The sequence below is a fragment of the Dyadobacter sp. OTU695 genome (genome assembly GCF_038440355.1).
Taxonomy (GTDB): Bacteria; Bacteroidota; Bacteroidia; order Cytophagales; family Spirosomataceae; genus Dyadobacter.
In genome coordinates this window covers 73,203-90,790 of the sequence record NZ_JASATN010000024.1, presented here as the reverse complement: position 1 = coordinate 90,790, position 17,588 = coordinate 73,203, and the positions used below count along the sequence as shown (strand labels likewise).

Below are 17,588 nucleotides of genomic sequence, written 5' to 3'. Positions count from 1 at the left end.
CCGCTGGCATGTTGCCTAGGTCGGGGCGGTGGTTGTCCGGTTCGCCTCCTAATATGTCCGGTCGGGTTGTTTTTCGGTGTTGGTTGCGGCGGTTATGTAGTCTATTTGTATCAGAAATCGTAGCGGAAAGGCCGGTTTCGAATAGAATTACAAACTATTGGAATACCACCAAAATCAATTTAAAAATTAATCGCGCCGGCGACCCGGTCAAAATCATGGAAACAATTGAAATCACCCAAGTACCAGGTACCACCACCATTGATAAAGTCCTTTATACAGGAAAAACCCACACCTCAGGCGGCCGCGACGGTGTCTCGCGCAGCTCCGATGGCAATTTGGACATTAAATTATCCTCGCCCGGCTCGCATGGAACGGGTACCAACCCTGAACAGCTTTTTGCAGCCGGCTGGTCGGCATGTTTTATCGGGGCAATTGGCATCGCCGCGGCGAAGAACAAAATCAGTTTGCCCGAAGGTACAGCCGTTGATGCCGAGGTCGATCTTGGCCTTACCAAAGCGGAATACTTCCTGCAAGCCCGCCTGAATGTGAGCCTGCCCGGCCTGGACGAAGAAACTGCCCGCATTCTGATCGAATCGGCGCATCAGACTTGTCCTTATTCCAAAGCGACGAGGGGGAACATCAATGTCACCATTAATGTGCGTATTTGATAACGTAAGTGCGACACTTCATCGACAGCCCCGTCCGGTTCGTTCCGGGCGGGGATTTTTGTTGTTTTTAAGCCATCGCCACAGCTTCGGGCGCCTTCCATTTGCGCGCAAACAAATCCTGCAACTGCTCGATTTCCTTCTGGTAAATGGTCTTTTTCCTCGTTCCGAAATACAGCGTGTTTTCCAGCGGCGTGCTGCCTTCCCACACGAGCCGGATCTGTCCGGCTTCTATGGCTTCCACGCACAGGAAATGCGGGACGATCGAGAAGCCCTCGCCGTCGCTGAGGCAGCGGATGATGGAGCAAATGTTGGGTACGATGTAGTTGGGACGAAAATCGGGGTGCTGATCGAAGTTTTTTAGCCAGAAATTTTTCAAATGCTCCATATCGGCGGCGGTACTGTACCAGACCTGTTGTTTGAGCCAGCTTGCCGCCTCGGTCTTCTTAGGCTGGCCGAGCAGGTCGATCACCGGTTCGATATCGGTTTGATTGCCTGCAATAAGCACGATCCGCTCTTTGGAAAAAGGCCTGTAAACGAGGTTTTGCTGATTTCCCTGCTGCGGCGTCACGATCAGGTCGAGCAGGCCGTTGTCGAGGTCCTGCTGCATTTGAGGATATTCGCCGAATTTGATGATCAGGTTGAACGGAAGCGATGAAATGTGCTCTTCCAGCGTGTACTGGAATGTTTCAAAGCACATCCCGACGCTGATCGTCGGCCGCTCGGATTTGGAGCTTTTATGAAAATGCTGCTCCACGGCTTCCAGCTTCCGGAGTGGATCGAGCACGAAGTTATACAACACCTTTCCTTTCTCGGTCGGTACCATTTTCCGGGGCGACCGGTCGAACAGCTTATGCCCGGTGTAGGCTTCCAGCGAGTTCAAATGCAGGCTCACGCCGGGCTGTGATATAAAAAGCTCCTGGGCCGCCGCAGAGAGCGTTCCCGTTTCATATATAGCCTTGAAGGTGCGAAGCCATTCCAGATTGAGTACCATCGTTATCTATCATTTTTATAATACAAATATACAATTTAAGTTATTTTGATAATGCATTTCGCTGCCGGAAATTTGTAGTGTCAAAATCAAAACAGAACAATGAAAAAGATATTTGTCATTAACGGAGGCCAGCATTTCGCACATTCCGGCGGGAAATTTAACCATACGCTGACAGGGTTGGACCAATCCTATTTTACAGAAGAAAACGGTTTTGAGCTGCAAGTAACAGACATCAACCAGCCCTACGACCCGGACGAGGAAGTGAAGAAGTTCGTGTGGGCCGATGTGGTCGTTTATCACACGCCGGTATGGTGGTTTTCAATGCCTTATAAATTGAAAGAATACATCGATACCGTCTTCACCGCGGGCCACCGCAAAGGTATTTACCGCAGCGACGGCCGCAAAAACGAGACGCCGGAAATCAACTATGGTACAGGAGGAATGTTGCACGGCCGCAAGTACATGCTCACGACTACCTGGAACGCACCTGACACGGCATTTACAATGCCTGGAGAGTTCTTTCGCGAACATTCGGTCGACGAAGGCGTCATGTTCGGCTTTCACAGAATGAATGCATTTACCGGGATGGAGCCGTTGCAAAGTATGCACTTTCACGACCTGGAAAAGAATGCGACGCCGGAGAGAATCGAGGCCTACAAAAATCAATACCTCGCGCATCTGGCCGGGGTCTTCAAGAATCTGGAAATTGAATATGCAGCTTAACCCGAAGAACACGATGATCTACCTCACTGCCATCATTAAAAGCAAGACAGTGCATCGGGACGAGGTCCGCGAGACGCTGCTGACCATGGTAACCGAATCCAGAAAAGAACCGGCCTGCATTCAATACGATCTGTATCAGGATGATAGCGATCCGAATGTGTTCGTCTTCCAGGAAATCTGGGAAAGCCGTGAGGGGTTGGACGCCCACCATGAGCAACCCTATATTCGCGCCTTCGGGGCGTCGCTGGAAAAGTTGCAAACGGACCCGGAGATTTATCTGACACACCCTATCGACCGCGCTTGAAAAATGGAACATTCAAAAACAGCCCTGGTAGTGGGTGCCAGCGGCGTAATCGGTAAAAACCTCGCAGCATATCTACAATCCCTGCCGGACTGGCGCGTAATCGGAACATCGAGGAAACCGCTGCCAGGAAATGTCGAAACCATCGCAGTCGATCTGCTCGACGCCGCCGACGTAGCGGCCAAATTTGCCGCGCTGGATACGGTAACCCACGTTTTTTACGCAGCCTATCAGGACAGGCCTACCTGGGCCGAACTCGTCGCCCCCAATATGGCGATGTTCCGCAATGTGGTGGAAACGATGGAAAAAGTGTCAAGCAAACTCGGACACATCAGTTTTATGCAGGGATACAAAGTGTACGGCGCGCATTTGGGCCCGTTCCGTACACCTGCGCGGGAGGACGACCCGCCGATTATGCTTCCCGAGTTTATGACCGAGCAGCAACGCTACATTACCGCAGCGCAGAAAGGCAAGTCGTGGAGCTGGTCGGCGATCAGACCGTCGGTAGTAGGTGGTTTTGCGCCTGGTAACCCGCTTAACCTCGTGTCTTTGATCGCCGTTTATGCTTCCATTTGCAAAGAATTGAACATTCCTTTCCGGTTTCCCGGCAAGCCCGGCGCCTACCATCCGCTGATCGAGCTGACAGACGCCGATCTGCTGGCCAAAGCAACGGTGTGGGCCGCAACTTGTCCGAAGGGCGCCAACCAGGCATTCAATATTAACAATGGGGATTTGTTCCGCTGGGAGGAGCTCTGGCCCAAACTGGGGGCCTATTTCGGACTGGAAACCGCTCCGCCGGTGCAGCTCCCACTCGCGGAGGTCATGCGTGATAAGGCGCCCGTGTGGGAGGCGCTGCGCGAGCGGCATGGATTGCGATACGATTATAATGCATTGTCCGCCTGGCCATTCGGAGATTTCGTCTTTTCCTGGGATTACGATTTTCTCGCGGACGGCTCCAAGGCCAGGCGGCTGGGTTTTCACGAATATGTGGATACCGAACAGATGTTCTACCGCATATTCGATCAGTTGCGTGCCGAAAAGGTGATTCCCTAGCTTTCCTGCTCCACAAACTCCGCCAGGCTCTTCCCGATAATATGGTTCCAGCCCGCGGAAAAGCTTTCCGGTTTGAAATCGGCGTGGTCTTTCGGGAATGTGTGCAGGCCCTTGTGCGTGAGGCGCAGGCGGGTTTTGTCGCCTTCGGGAATGAGTTCGAAACTCACTTCCGAATCCCCGGGATAGTCGGCATACCGCCAGGAGTAGGCAAGTTTCCGGTTCGGCTCGGCCTCTGTCACTTTGCAGAGGTGGCGGTATTGCCTTTCTTCGCTTCCGGCGGTGAATTCAAATTCGAAGCCGGTCTCTGCTTTGAAGTCCGGGATATCGAAATACCATTTTTTCATCTGCCCCGCATCGGTAAGGGCCCGCCACACGCGCGCCGGCGGGGCATTCAGGACTCTTTCTAAAACAAAAGGTTCAAAAGCCATCGTTGTTATGGGTTAAAGTTTAGCGATTTTCATCCGAAGGGTCCTCGTCAAGGAAGCGTTCAAGCGCGTCCAGCTTGTCATTCCAGAATTCCTGATAGGTATTGGCCCATTCTGAAACCTGTTTAAGGCCTTTCAAGTCGGCCTGGCAGAATGTCTCGCGGCCACGGGTTTGTACGGTAACCAGTCCGCATTCGGTTAAAATGCGGATATGCTTGGCAACAGCCGGCCTGCTGATCGTGAAATGATCGGCCACGTTGTTCAGGTTGAGCGTCCGCCGGGCGAGCAAATGGATGATCTCCCGCCGGGTAGGGTCCGAAATAGCCTGAAAAACGTCGCGTCGTGCCTGGTTCATAGGAGGTGTATAAAACAAATGGAAACCGTTTGGTTTCCAAATATAAATGAAACCAAACGGTTTCCAAAAAAATGCCCGGGTTTTTTTGAGAAACCCGGGCCCGACTCAGTCCGATTTAGCAATGCTTTTGAACCTTAATTATTTCCTTCACCAGACTTCTTGTCGTCATTGCTGATCCGTTTTTTCTGACGCTGGCTGCCCGACATCTGCCCGAATTCGTATTTCAGGTTAAGACGCCAGCCGCGGCGGTACATCGCAACATCCTGCATTTGCACGAAATTCGGGCCGACGAAATCATTGCGCCATTTGATGGTCCGGTTGAAAGGGTTATCAAAACCAAACCCGATTGTTCCCTTCTTTTTCAGCACTTCTTTTTGTAATACAATATTATAGAACCCGAAGCCGCCATAGCTGCCCTGAAGATTCACGCGGGGCGAGTTGTAGAATCCGAAGAGCTGCGCTTTGATACCCTTTCCGAAATCAATCGTCGAGTTGAGGTTAATGCGGTACATCCAGTCGGCGTTGCGCGTTTTGAGCTCGGCGCTTTCCAGTACATTGTAAAACAAATTGAGCGAGCCGTTGACACTCCATTGCTTCATGAGCTTCGTATTGGCGCTCAGATTGAGGCCGTATGCGGAGTTTTCGGCAACGTTCTGGAAAATCTGTTTCAGTACGCCGGTACTGTCGACGTTGCTGATGCTTTCGATGGCATTGTTGGTCTGGCGCAGGAAAAAAGACGCATTGATGCTTGTTTGCTTGATCGACACGCTGTAATTCGCTTCTACCGAATGCGTCAGCTCGGGTTTCAGGTAGGGGTTACCGCCGTACTGGTTTTTGGAGTCGGCCTGGTTCACATACGGATTAAGGAAAAAGAACTGCGGCCGCTGGATGCGCTGGGTATAGCTGATCCGCACCTGCTGGCTCTTTTTAAGGTTCCTCGACAGGCTCACACTCGGGATAAGGTTGCCGTAATTATTGGAGAAAGAGGCGGTGCCATTCAGGAAGTTCGCCTGTATAAACGTATGCTCGTAGCGTGCGCCAAGGTTAATGCCCCATTTGTTTTTCGGTGTGCGGTTGTAGACAAGATAGGCGGAAGTGACCTGCTGGGCATAGTCGAATACATTGGCCTGTTCCGGCATATCCCGGAAATCGTCTGAACCATCGATGGCGCTCGATATACGGTAATCGCTCAGGATCTTGCGGAAAATGGTTTTCGTACCTGTTTCGAGGGTACTGATACTGTCGAGCGGGTTCGTGAAATCCAGCTGGATCGTTCCTTCCTTATTATTACTGATGTTATAGCTCTTTTCCCGGTAGTAAACGGCATTGTTGCGGTCCATCAGATCGGAGTCGTAATCGCTGTCTTCGCCTTCGAAGGAGTACATCGTGAGCAGCGTGAGCTCCCTTTTGGGTTTTTTGAACAAACGCGTATAGTCAAAGTTGATCGTGGCGCCCTGCCAGTCGTAAGTCCGGCGCATATCGCGCTGGAAGTACTGGCCTGAAATGCCCCGGCTGCTTTCGTCGAAGGTAATGTCGAACCAGTTGGTGTTGATACCATTGTAATAGTTGATCCCCGTACCGATCCGGTTGAGCGAATCGATGTCCCAGTCGGCGTTGAGCGTGCCGTAAAAGTTCCTGCCCCGGCCGCGTACCCATTGCATCTGGTCCTGGTTGGTGACGGTGTCAGCATTGGTGAATGTGCGCAGCTGGTGCATGTACCTTTTATTTTTCCAGTTACTGAAACCGCCGTTCGCGGAGAGTGTCAGCCCTTTATTGCGGTGGCTGATGCTCGCGTTGGGCCAGTTGTTCCATTGGCCAAAGTTTGGACTGATGGAGCCGTTGGTGCCTTTCAGCGTATTTTTTTTGGTGATGATATTGATAATACCCGCGGTTCCTTCTGCGTCGTATTTGGCCGAGGGCGAGGTGATTACCTCCACTTGCTTGATGATATCGGCCGGGATCTGCTTCAATGCTTCTGAAACGCTGCGGGCAACGACATTGGAGGGTTTGTTGTTAATTAAAACCTTGATATTACCGCTTCCCCGCAGCTGTACATTGCCTTCGATATCGACCGCAATGGAAGGTATCTTTTTCAAAACATCGGTAGCGTCGCCCCCTTTGATGCTAATGTCCTTTTCCGCATTGTACACCATCCGGTCCGACCGCTCCTCGAACAATGCTTTTTGCTCACTGACGGTCACTTCTTTCAGGTTCTGTGCCGCGGGTGTGAGTTTGATAACCCCGATTTCGACATCCTCCTTGTCGGCGTGGACAGGCCCAAATGTTTTCGTGGTGTAGCCCATCAGCGAGGCCTGGACGATGTACACGCCCGGCCCGACTTTGGCAAATACAAACCGGCCCTTGGCGTCGGCGGTAACGCCTTCGGTGATTTTGCCGTCTTTCAGCAATGCGACCGTCGCGAATTCGACAGGCTTACTGGCCGTAGAATCCATCAGCAGGCCGGAAATGCGAACGTGCTGGGCTGAAAGGAAATTCATGGTGAGGGCCAGGATGGCCAGGGTGAGTAGGGGTGTTTTCATACATGGCTAATTAACGACTGTTCGATTTGCATCCACCGCCGGTCCGGTCCCCGCCGTGTGGATGCAATGCAATGACGACCGGAATTCGGAAACGTTGCACGAGAAAATGAAAAAAGGCCCCGGAAGGCCTTTAAAGTCTGTTAATCAGTTTAGGAAATGGGGCGTGGTAGTCACATCTTTTGCCGGTCGAACGGCGTCTGGTCGTGACGAACCTGTTCTGCCAGGCGGGAAATGTAAGGAATGCCTTCCCGTTTATAGTCGGCGACCTGGGTGGCCGTGAGGCGGATTACGAAATCGTACAAACCCACACCTCCGCACACCACCGAGAGGATGTAGTCCCCGGGTTGCTGTTCGGAAAAAGTGTAATTCCAGGCTTCCTTGGCAATTTCTTTCATGTAAATAAGCGTTATGCGGGGTTAAATATACGTCAAAAAAGAAGAGAGACAGCACGTAACCCAACGTGCTGCCCTGTTTTCATCGTTATAGTGGTGTTTCTGTGTATTTTCCCTTGGGTATCTTGTTAACGACCGCTTCGGAGTAGCCCGTTGGAAGGTGGCCACCCGGCAGCCAGAGACTATTTGCACCCATTTCATTACCCGATGGAACGCGTACATTCAATGCTTTGGGGTCTGGAATCGATATCCGCACCATTTCCTTGCCGTTCCAGCTACCGGCCGGTATGCCCAGTTCCGTTTCGATCTTGCTGATGTCCTTGCCGGTTTTGGTCAGCATAGCGTCCATTTCAGCTTTGGTCATTACAAATTGGGTATTATCCGGGTAACCCAGGGTATCGCGGCCATAGTCGTCCAAAGCCTTTTTGGTAACGAGGTAGGTGGCACCGCCGTAGAACTGGGCGAGGTGGAAGTCGATGTATTTCTGGTCGAGGTATACCGAAGGATCGGGACGCTTGCCCTTCGCCAGGTCGAGTACCTTTTGCGAAGTCCAGCCGTCCTTCCACGAATCTTCGAGTTTGATGGTCTCCGGGGTTTTGTCGTCGTCGTCGTTACACGAAAAGGACACGGCTGTCAGGATGATGAACAGCCACAGGTGAAGGAAATTTTTCTTCATGAAAATAGTATTGGCTAAATGTTTGTGCCCGCAAGTATACTGAAAAGTTAATTAATTCTACTTTTATAGTAAATGTTTTGAAGAAATTCTACAAATGGATCTCTGGCACACATCGTTTCCCCGTTTTGGCAGACCCGTGCAAAATTTTTCCCTATAATCGTGACCGAAAGTCCCATTGGGACGTATGTATGGCCATTTTGCGTAGCGCATGAAGCCCAAACGGCCCGCATTTATGAGGACGCAGGTATGGAATGACTTTTGATTTGGCATTCCTGATAGGACCGGGCCGTACTATGGACGTATAATGAGGTAGGGGGCCAGGGCCCGACGATGGAATTTATTTAGAAAATGATGATATCCGGAAACATTTCGATTCTCCTGGTGGACGATGATGTCGATGATCAGGAAATTTTCCAACTCACCATGCAGGACACAGGTACAGGCGTTGAATGCGAATTTGCATCCGACGGCATACAGGCGCTGGAAAAATTGGGCGGAGGGGCCTATGAGCCCCACCTGATCTTTATTGATATCAACATGCCGAAAATGAATGGCATGGAGCTGCTCGCGGAATTGAAGCAAAACCCCTGGCTCACGCAGACACCCATCTATATCTATTCAACTTCCGATCAGAAAGATATCGTAACGAAATGCATGGAACTGGGCGCATCCGGTTTCATGAAGAAAAGTCCTGATATTGAAGAGCTTCGGAGAGAATTTAGTCAGGTAATCGGTAATCGCCTTGCTTTATGACCGGACCGAACGAACAAACCACACTTGAATTTTTGGCGGGTGGAGGTGAAATGGGGCGACGTATACGGGAATTCGATTGGGAGGCGACAGAACTTGGCAGTCCGCGGAATTGGCCGCAAAGCCTGAAAACATGCATCCGGATCATGCTCAGTTCCAAACAGCCGATCTGGATCGGGTGGGGGCCGAATCTTCTGAAATTCTATAATGACGCTTACATTGATATCGTAAGAGGCAAGCATCCTCACGCGCTGGGGGAACCGGCATCGGTCGTTTGGAAAGATATCTGGAAGGATATCGAACCAATGCTCTCCCGGGCCATGGAGCGCGATGAGGGTACCTATGAGGAATCGAGGCTGCTGATAATGGTCAGGAGCGGATTCCCGGAAGAAACCTATTACACTTTTTCCTACACGCCCGTACTGGGCGATAATGGCCGGCCGGAGGGTATTATCTGCTACAATACGGCTGATACAGAGCGCATTCTCAGTGAACGTGCGCTGAAAACCATGCAGCAGCTCGACTCCCTGGGAGAGAAAAAGCGGGAGGATGAAGTCTTCGCACAAGTAGGGCGGGCGCTGTCGGCCAACCCGCTTGATTTTCCGTTTGCCGTACTATACAGGATTTCCGATGATGGCGGATATGCCCGTCTCGTGGCGACGTCGGGGGCAGACCTGGCCGACCCGCTTCTTGCCAGGCAGATTAGCCTGGCCGAACCGGATGAACGTCACGAGCAACTGGCCTGGGCCGTGCGGCAGAACCGGATGACCGAGGCAATCAACAGCGGGCATTGGAAAAATCTGGCCAAGGGGGCCTGGGATGTGCCGCCCAAATATGTGGTATACCTGCCCATTCAGTCGGCGAACCGGAAATTTCCCCTGGCCTTGCTGGCCGTCGGACTTAATCCTTACCGGAAATTCGATGAGGCTTACCGGAATTTTCTTCAGCAGATTGCCGACCGCATTGCATTGGGACTGGGCAATGTCATGGCCTACGAGGAAGAGCAGCGCAGGCTCTGGGTGCTGGAAGAGCTGGACAAGGCCAAAACCTTGTTCTTTACCAATATCAGTCACGAATTCAGGACGCCGTTGATGCTCATGCTCGGCCCGCTGGAAGAACTGATGAACCATCGCGCACCGGAGTGGACAGAGGAGCAGAGCATAAAAGTAGAAGTGACGCACCGCAATGCGCTGCGCTTGCTCAAACTCGTGAACACATTGCTTGATTTCAGCAGGATGGAGGGCGGCCGGGAACATGCCAGGTTTGTAAAGACCGATCTGGCTTCCTATACGCAAAATCTGGCTTCCAATTTCCGTTCGGTCGTCGAACGGGCGGAGCTGGAATTTGAAGTAAAAACCGGCAGCAACACCTGTTTCGCTTACGTCGATCGGCAAATGTGGGAAAAGGTGGTTTTTAACCTGTTATCCAACGCATTCAAGTATACATTAAAAGGAAAGATCACCCTGGAACTTGATGCGCACGCTGGTCAGGTCAGGCTGTCGGTGAGCGATTCAGGCGTAGGCATTCCCGCGCACGAGCTCCCGCACATGTTCGAGCGCTTCCACCGGGTACAGAATTCGGCCGGTCGGACCTACGAAGGCACGGGGATCGGTTTGTCGCTCACCAGGGAACTGATAGGACTGCACGGCGGGACTATCGGCGTCGAAAGCACGGAGGGAATGGGGAGCTGCTTTACCGTGACTATTCCCGAAGGTAAAGAGCATCTGGATGCCTCGCAGGTGTTTGATGCAAATGCCGAAGTCGAAGACGCCATTTCGGATTTCTACGTAAGTGAAGCCGAAAGCCTGCTGGCTTCTTCGCGAAAAGGGCTGGTAGCCGATAATTCGCGAAACGACAACCGGCAGGATTGCATACTGATCGCCGACGACAATGCCGATATGCGGGAACACATCCGGTCGCTGCTTGGCAGCAAGTATAAGACATTGATCGCGTCTAATGGTGTCGAAGCGCTGGATCTCATCCGGAACCACCGTCCTGCGCTGGTATTAAGCGACATTATGATGCCCGAAATGGACGGGATCGGCTTGTTGAGAGCCGTAAAAAGCGACCCGGCCGTATGCCATACACCCGTAATTCTGATCACGGCGCGGGCAGGAGAGGAGTCAAGGATCGAGGGAATCGAGATTGGTGCCGACGATTACATTGTGAAGCCATTTTCGAGCAGGGAGCTGATCGTACGGGCGCAGGCGCAGATACGGATGTCGAACGAGCGCAACAGGATTACCGACGAACTGGAACGAAAAGTCGAACAACGCACGCAGGAGCTCCTGAACGCCAACAAGGAACTGGAATCATTTAACTATGTGGCTAGCCACGATCTTCAGGAGCCGCTCCGAAAGATTCAGACATTTATCCATTTGATCGAGCGAAATAATTTCGATAGCGAGCTTTCAAAAGGTTATTTTCAGAAGATATACACTTCGGCGGAGCGAATGGGAGAGCTTATCCGGTCGGTATTGTCGTATAGCAGGCTCTCGAAGAACGGAGAAGCTCTACAACAGGTCGATCTGAATAAAGTGATCGAGGATATTCGCATTGACTTTGAACTGGCGATCCAGGAAAAGCAGGCGGTGCTAGTGGTCGGAGAACTCCCGGTCGTGCGTGCCAACCTTTTGCAAATGAGTCAGCTGTTTTCAAACCTGATCAGTAATTCGCTCAAATTTTCGGCCGTGGCCCCCGAAATACGGATTACGGGCGGCCGGAAAACCGGTAGCGAAATCCCGCTCGCATCATCCGAACTGGCTCATCGCAGCTACCATTACATTTGCGTCAGTGATAACGGGATCGGGTTTGAGCCCGAGTTCAGCGAGAAAATATTCGCATTGTTCCAGCGGCTCCATCGCAGGAGTGAATACGCCGGCACGGGCATAGGCCTGAGTATTGTCAAAAAGATCGTGGAACAGCACGACGGTTTTATATCGGCCGAATCGCATCCGGGAGAAGGGGCAACGTTTCATGTGTGGTTGCCGGCGTAATTGCTATGTAACCAACCTTTTACGTATTTATGTATATCAAAATAGGATAGGAATTTGTCAATATTCGAAGGCAAAGTGGCCAAAAATTGTTCTATTTAAACATATTTTAGTATTTTTGATCAAAAGCAAAAACCTGACTGTTTGGCTTCTCCCTTTACCGATACCGATGATAGAGTGCTCTGGCAACGCTTCCGGCAGGGCGATGAGGAGGCATTCACCTTGCTGTATCAGCGGTATGTGAGGGTGCTTTACAGTTACGGGAAAAAGCTCATCACCGAGGATGCCGTAATTGAGGACCTGGTCCAGGATCTGTTTATCGACCTCTGGCAAAGCCGGGCCCGGCTGGCCGATGCCGAGTCTCCCCGTTTCTACCTTTTCCGTTCGCTGCGACGGCGCATTCACCGGGCATGCAACGGCCGTTTTAACGAGCGCTGGGATTTGATCGACGAGGATCTTCATCCCGTGGCATTGTCCAAGGAAACCGAAATTATTGAATCAGAGCAGAGCAAGAGGCAGAAAGACGAGCTCGACGCCTGGCTGAAAAGCCTTCCCGGGCGGCAATATGAGGTGATGATGCTCCGCTATTATCAGGATTTCAGTTATTCCCAGATTTCCCAACTACTTACGATCAATGAGCAATCGGTGCGGAACCTCGTGCAAAGGGCTGTTTCCAAGCTTCGTCAGCTCACCATTTCGGTCGTCATATCCGGATTATTTCTATTTCTTCTAAAATAATTCACGAAAAGTGAGTTAAACCCGATTCGTACGTGCTCTTTCCTATTGAGCACCATGTTTAATTTTTTCATCAAATATTCATACTGATGGGTTACTATCATTTCGAAGTAACTGATTTCCTGGAAGATCGATATTTCAAATCCTGGGTATTCACCCCATCCCGGGAGTCCTGTGAGTTTTGGGATAATTTTTTGCTCACACACCCTGAAAAAGCCGAGGCAATTACGAGCGCGAAATTGGTCCTGCTGGGCATGCGCACCGAAATGGAAGCGGATTTTCCTACCGACGGACAGGTTACGGCCATGCTCGACGAGATACAAAGCCGGAAAAATACGGCAAGCCGTTTTCCGATGCGCGGGCTGTGGGTTCGGCTGGGTGCATCGCTCTCGGCCGCCGCTGTGGTATTGCTTGCGATAAGTTGGCTCCGGCAGCCAGACCGGCACGACAGCCATGTGAGTTATGAGGAGCTGTTGTCGGCAGTGGAAGCCCCCCTGACGGAACAAACCAACACGACGACCGCGCCCATCCTGCTCACATTGCCGGATAGCAGCACGATCCTTTTGCAGCCGAAAAGCAGTGTAAGCTATCGTAAGGATTTTGCCCGGCATGCATTGCGTGAAGTTTACCTCTCCGGAGAGGCATTTTTTACAGTTACCAAAAATCGTCGGCGCCCATTTGTGGTGTATTCCAATGAGCTGGTTACCAAGGTGCTGGGCACGAGTTTCCTCGTGAAAGCATTCGAAGATGCCCGACAGGTGGAAGTGAGCGTCAAAACCGGCAAAGTGTCCGTTTTTCCCCGTACCGATACGGAAGTGTGCGAGGGAATAGCCCAACCTGAACTGGCAGGGACGATCATCACGCCGAACCAGAAAGCGTTTTTTTCACGCGAACAGGTTCAGATCCGGAAAGAACTGGTGGACTCACCGGAAATACTCGCTTCGGCGGTGTTACCAGCACCGCTGCTGAAATTCCAGGATATGCCGGTGTCGGAGCTGTTTGGCAATATCGAGCAGACCTACGGGATCGACATCGTATATGACGACCGTTTGTTGGGACAATGCCTCCTGACGGCCTCTTTCACCACCGAGAGCCTTTACGAGAAAATGGACCTGATTTGCAAGGGTATCGAGGCGAATTTCGAAGTAATGGACGGAAGAATGATCGTGTCCGGTCGAGGATGTAATTGATATTCAAGGAGTTTACTAATTTATATAAACCTGGCTAACAACCCTAAACCCTGACCGCTTCTATGATTTAAACAAACTTCCCCAAAAAGAAAGGTTGATGATGTTGCACCATCACCAACCCTGAGTTCATCCCCAATTCGATTACATCCGTTACCAGCGGATGGAGGACTCGTTTTGCCCATTTTTCCATGTTACAAAACTTAGTAAAGTTATGAAAAAAATGTATCCTAACTATGCTTATTGGCAGATCCTTATGAGATTCAGTTGTCTGCAACTCATCATTGCTGCACTCCTGACGACCGTTGCCGTGGCTGGTGTTACCGAAGCGCAGGAGGTCCTGAATAACCGCATTACCATCCAGATGCAGAACCAGGATGTCCGTAAAGTGTTGTCAGCGATTGAAGACCAGGTTAAAATTAAATTCCTTTACAGTTCCAATCTGATCAAGGCGGAACGGAGGGTGAGTGTAAATGTCCGTCAGGAACAGCTGGGTGAGGCATTGAAATCCATTCTCACGCCGCTGGACCTTGATTTTGAGGTTTCGGGCAAACAGATCATCCTGAAAAGGGTGAAAATGCCTGTCGAAAAGCTCAATCCGCAAAGCTACAAGTCCGCTACCGTCGACCGCAGCATTTCCGGTGTAGTGACCGACGCAAGCGGCTCTTCATTACCGGGTGTTTCGGTGGTGGTAAAAGGCACCTCACGCGGGACGGGTACGGATGCGCAGGGTATGTACAAGATCGACGCACCGGATGGTAATGTCACGCTCACATTCAGTTTTGTGGGTTTTACTCCCAAAGACGTGGACGTGGCCGCTGGCCAGAACACTGTTGATGTGACGCTTACCCAGGACGAAAAGCTTCTTAATGAAGTGGTGGTTGTGGGGTATGGGACGGCCAATCGCAAGGACCTTACCGGTGCGGTATCCATCGTAAAAGTAGCCGAACTGACCGAGCAGCCCAACTCCAACCTCAGCAACCAGCTGCAAGGCCGTGCGTCGGGTGTGACCGTACTTACCTCCGGCCAGCCCGGACAGGCACCTCAGATCCGTATACGCGGTATCAACTCGTTCGGCAATAACACGCCCTTGTTCGTTGTGGACGGCGTTCCTACCCAGGATATCAACAACCTGAACCCGAATGATGTGGCTACCATGCAGGTACTGAAAGATGCCGGCTCGGCTTCCATTTACGGTTCGCGGGCTTCAAATGGCGTTGTGATCATCACTACGAAGCGCGGAAACGGAAAGGTGAAGGTGAGCTACGATATGTTCTACGGAACGCAGACCGTACCGAAGGGTAATGTGTACGATATTCTTTCGCCCCAGGGCATGGCGGATTTGAAATTCCTGGCCCTGCGAAACTCAGGATCAGCCATTAACGATCCGCAATATGGCAACGGTGAGACACCTATTTTGCCCGACTATATCGTGCCGACCGGTGCGAAAGAAGGCGACGTGGATTTCTCGAAATATTATGTGAACCCGAACTATACCGATAAGGCCGATATGGATTCTTTCTATCGGATCGTGAAGGCCAACAAGCAGGGCACCGACTGGTTCCATGAAGTGTTCAAGAGCGCACCTACCCAAAGCCACAACCTTTCGGTAAGCGGAGGAGGGCAGCAGGGAAGCTATCTGTTTTCGTTCAACCATTTTAATCAGCAGGGAAACCTGATGAACACCTACCTGAAACGCTATACGGTCCGGGCCAACAGCCAGTATAATGTTACCAAAAACATCCGTGTAGGCGAGAATATCGCCCTTACGCTGGTCAATAACCCCCGTAGCGGCATTCTGGAAGAAGGTAGTGCAATTGGTATGGCTTACCGGATGCAGCCGATCATTCCCGTGTATGACGTGCAGGGTAACTATGCCGGTTCTTTCGGTAGTGGTTTGGGTAATGCCAAAAACCCCGTTGCTATTCGTGACCGGGCGCGCCATAATAAGGGCCTCACCAACTCCATTTTCGGGAATATGTTCGCCGAGGTTGATTTTCTCAAAGACTTCACTTTCCGCACCAGCTTCGGGGGAAACTGGTTTACCTACACGGAGAACACCTTCGCTTATCCTGAATGGGAGAACTCCGAAAACGTAACGACCAACTCTTATTCGGAACGGGTGAATTCGGGCTACAACTGGACCTGGACGAACACTGTTACCTATGAGCATTCATTTAATAATGCCCATAATATCAAGGTATTGCTCGGTACGGAAGCCTATAACAACGTGTACCGCGAAGTAGGTGGTTCTACACAAGGTTATTTCTCTTTTGACCCGAACTATACCAGCCTGAGCTCCGGCTCGGGAACGCCTACCAACTTCTCGAACCGCTCGTCGGACGCACTATTCTCCTACATCGGCCGCATCGATTACAATTTTAAAGACAAATACCTGCTGAGTGGAACGTTGCGTCGCGATGGTTCTTCGCGCTTTACTTCCCAATATGGCTGGTTCCCGGCTGTGAGCGCAGGATGGCGTATGAAAGAGGAGGCATTCATGAAAGGCGTTACCTGGCTGAACGACCTGAAAATCCGCGGGGGATGGGGAATCATGGGTAACCAGTTCAATGTGAACCCGACCAATGCATTTACGACTTATGGCCAGAACAGAAGTCATTCATTCTATGACATTAAAGGCACGGGCAATAGCACCACGCAAGGCTTCCAGCGCCTGACGGTCGGTAACCCGAATGCGAAATGGGAGGGAAATATCAACTCCAATATCGGTATCGACGCGTCGCTGTTCAACGGTTCTGTCGAATTCACGATCGATTACTATCAGAAAAACATCAAAGACCTGCTTTTCGCGCCTGAGCTCGCTGGTACGGTCGGACAGGGTACTGCACCTGCGGTGAACATCGGAAAGATGAACAACAAGGGGATCGATATGTCGCTTTATGGGGAAAAAACCATTGGCAAGGACCTGAAACTGAATGCAACGGCTACGCTGACGACCTACCATAATAAGATCATCAAGATCACCGACGGTGCCGACTATTTCGATCAGGAAGGTCGCCGCTTTAATGGCAGTGCCATCGTCCGCAACGCGGTGAACCATTCGATCGGCCAGTTCTTCGGATACGATATTGCAGGTTTCTGGAATTCGCAGCAGGAGATCGACCAGGCCAATGCACAGGCCGCCGAGCGTTCCGGTAATCCTGCCGCTGTGTACCAGAGTGAAGTGAAGGTGGGCCGTTTCCGGTACAGGGATATTAATGGCGATGGCATAGTTACTGCCGACGACCGCACATTCCTCGGAAACCCGAGCCCCAAATTTAGCTATGGTCTCAATATCGGTGCTACGTATAAAAACTTCGACTTCGGGATTTTCCTCTATGGTGTGCAGGGCAACGATATCTGGAACAACCTGAAATGGTGGCACGACTTCTACGCCAATTTCCAGGGTGCGAAAAGCAACACGGCTTTGTATGATTCATGGACGCCCCAGCACATGAACGCGACCGCGCCGATCCAGGAAAATACCGGTTCTTTCAGCACAACCAACGTTCCTAATTCCTACTACGTGGAAAACGGCTCTTACCTGCGTGCCAAGAATGCGCAGATCGGCTACACCCTGCCGAAAAACCTGACCCAGGCATTGAAAATTGATCGCCTGCGTGTGTATGTGCAAACAGCCAATTTGTTCACGATCACCAAGTATTCGGGCCCTGATCCGGAAGTTGGGCAGAGCCAGGTGGCCGGTTCAACGGCATTCGGTCTGGACGAAGGAGTTTATCCTAACACCCGCCAGTTCCTGGTTGGTTTAAATCTGACATTTTAATCACTGTATATAAAC

At 51.3% G+C, this 17,588-nt stretch carries 15 protein-coding genes; 9 read left to right on the top strand and 6 right to left on the bottom strand.

Going from position 1 to position 17,588, the window contains the following annotated elements:
• Positions 1 to 215: 215 nt before the first annotated feature.
• Complete coding sequence (locus AAHB90_RS28500) at positions 216 to 668, top strand: organic hydroperoxide resistance protein (protein WP_342088681.1); 453 nt, start codon at positions 216 to 218, stop codon at positions 666 to 668.
• A gap of 67 nt (positions 669 to 735) precedes the next feature.
• Here AAHB90_RS28500 and AAHB90_RS28495 read toward each other — a convergent pair whose 3' ends face one another.
• The gene (locus AAHB90_RS28495) at positions 736 to 1,659 is read right to left on the bottom strand and encodes a LysR family transcriptional regulator (protein ID WP_342088679.1); all 924 of its coding nucleotides are present in this window, start codon (positions 1,657 to 1,659) and stop codon (positions 736 to 738) included.
• Positions 1,660 to 1,758: 99 nt separating this feature from the next.
• On the opposite strand from AAHB90_RS28495, the gene AAHB90_RS28490 reads away from it, so the two are divergent.
• From AAHB90_RS28490 to AAHB90_RS28480, 3 genes are read left to right on the top strand one after another with little or no spacing between them, the layout of a single operon-like run.
• Positions 1,759 to 2,382, top strand: coding sequence for an NAD(P)H-dependent oxidoreductase (locus tag AAHB90_RS28490; protein ID WP_342088678.1), 624 nt, complete (start codon positions 1,759 to 1,761; stop codon positions 2,380 to 2,382).
• Positions 2,383 to 2,395: 13 nt separating this feature from the next.
• A complete protein-coding gene (locus AAHB90_RS28485; protein ID WP_342088677.1) occupies positions 2,396 to 2,686 on the top strand; it encodes a putative quinol monooxygenase in 291 nt (96 codons plus the stop codon).
• Positions 2,687 to 2,689: 3 nt separating this feature from the next.
• On the top strand, positions 2,690 to 3,736 hold the full coding sequence (locus AAHB90_RS28480) for an SDR family oxidoreductase (RefSeq protein WP_342088676.1): 1,047 nt from the start codon (positions 2,690 to 2,692) through the stop codon (positions 3,734 to 3,736).
• On the opposite strand, the gene AAHB90_RS28475 is transcribed toward AAHB90_RS28480, so the two are convergent.
• From AAHB90_RS28475 to AAHB90_RS28455, 5 genes are all read right to left on the bottom strand, one after another.
• Entirely contained in the window at positions 3,733 to 4,164 is a 432-nt protein-coding gene (locus AAHB90_RS28475; protein WP_342088674.1) for an SRPBCC family protein, read from the bottom strand. The genes AAHB90_RS28480 and AAHB90_RS28475 overlap by 4 nt on opposite strands.
• A 19-nt stretch (positions 4,165 to 4,183) precedes the next feature.
• Positions 4,184 to 4,516, bottom strand: coding sequence for an ArsR/SmtB family transcription factor (locus AAHB90_RS28470; protein WP_342088673.1), 333 nt, complete (start codon positions 4,514 to 4,516; stop codon positions 4,184 to 4,186).
• 134 nt (positions 4,517 to 4,650) lie between these two features.
• On the bottom strand, positions 4,651 to 7,056 hold the full coding sequence (locus tag AAHB90_RS28465) for a TonB-dependent receptor domain-containing protein (RefSeq protein ID WP_342088672.1): 2,406 nt from the start codon (positions 7,054 to 7,056) through the stop codon (positions 4,651 to 4,653).
• 170 nt (positions 7,057 to 7,226) lie between these two features.
• Entirely contained in the window at positions 7,227 to 7,451 is a 225-nt protein-coding gene (locus AAHB90_RS28460) for a hypothetical protein (RefSeq protein ID WP_342088671.1), read from the bottom strand.
• A gap of 85 nt (positions 7,452 to 7,536) precedes the next feature.
• Positions 7,537 to 8,124 (bottom strand): hypothetical protein, encoded by a 588-nt coding sequence (locus tag AAHB90_RS28455; RefSeq protein ID WP_342088669.1) that lies wholly within the window; start codon positions 8,122 to 8,124, stop codon positions 7,537 to 7,539.
• 348 nt (positions 8,125 to 8,472) lie between these two features.
• Between AAHB90_RS28455 and AAHB90_RS28450 the strand changes: the two genes are divergently transcribed.
• The 5 genes from AAHB90_RS28450 (at position 8,473) to AAHB90_RS28430 (ending at position 17,573) form a co-directional block, all read left to right on the top strand.
• The gene (locus AAHB90_RS28450) at positions 8,473 to 8,877 is read left to right on the top strand and encodes a response regulator (protein ID WP_342088668.1); all 405 of its coding nucleotides are present in this window, start codon (positions 8,473 to 8,475) and stop codon (positions 8,875 to 8,877) included.
• The gene (locus AAHB90_RS28445; RefSeq protein ID WP_342088667.1) at positions 8,874 to 11,870 is read left to right on the top strand and encodes an ATP-binding protein; all 2,997 of its coding nucleotides are present in this window, start codon (positions 8,874 to 8,876) and stop codon (positions 11,868 to 11,870) included. Before AAHB90_RS28450 ends, AAHB90_RS28445 begins: the two co-directional genes overlap by 4 nt.
• Positions 11,871 to 12,011: 141 nt before the next feature.
• Positions 12,012 to 12,605: an RNA polymerase sigma factor gene (locus AAHB90_RS28440; RefSeq protein ID WP_342088666.1), complete on the top strand. Its 594-nt coding sequence runs from the start codon at positions 12,012 to 12,014 to the stop codon at positions 12,603 to 12,605.
• 86 nt (positions 12,606 to 12,691) lie between these two features.
• Positions 12,692 to 13,792, top strand: a complete 1,101-nt coding sequence (locus AAHB90_RS28435; protein WP_342088665.1) for a FecR family protein — start codon at positions 12,692 to 12,694, stop codon at positions 13,790 to 13,792.
• A 211-nt stretch (positions 13,793 to 14,003) separates the two neighbouring features.
• The gene (locus AAHB90_RS28430) at positions 14,004 to 17,573 is read left to right on the top strand and encodes a TonB-dependent receptor (RefSeq protein WP_342088664.1); all 3,570 of its coding nucleotides are present in this window, start codon (positions 14,004 to 14,006) and stop codon (positions 17,571 to 17,573) included.
• Positions 17,574 to 17,588: the final 15 nt, after the last annotated feature.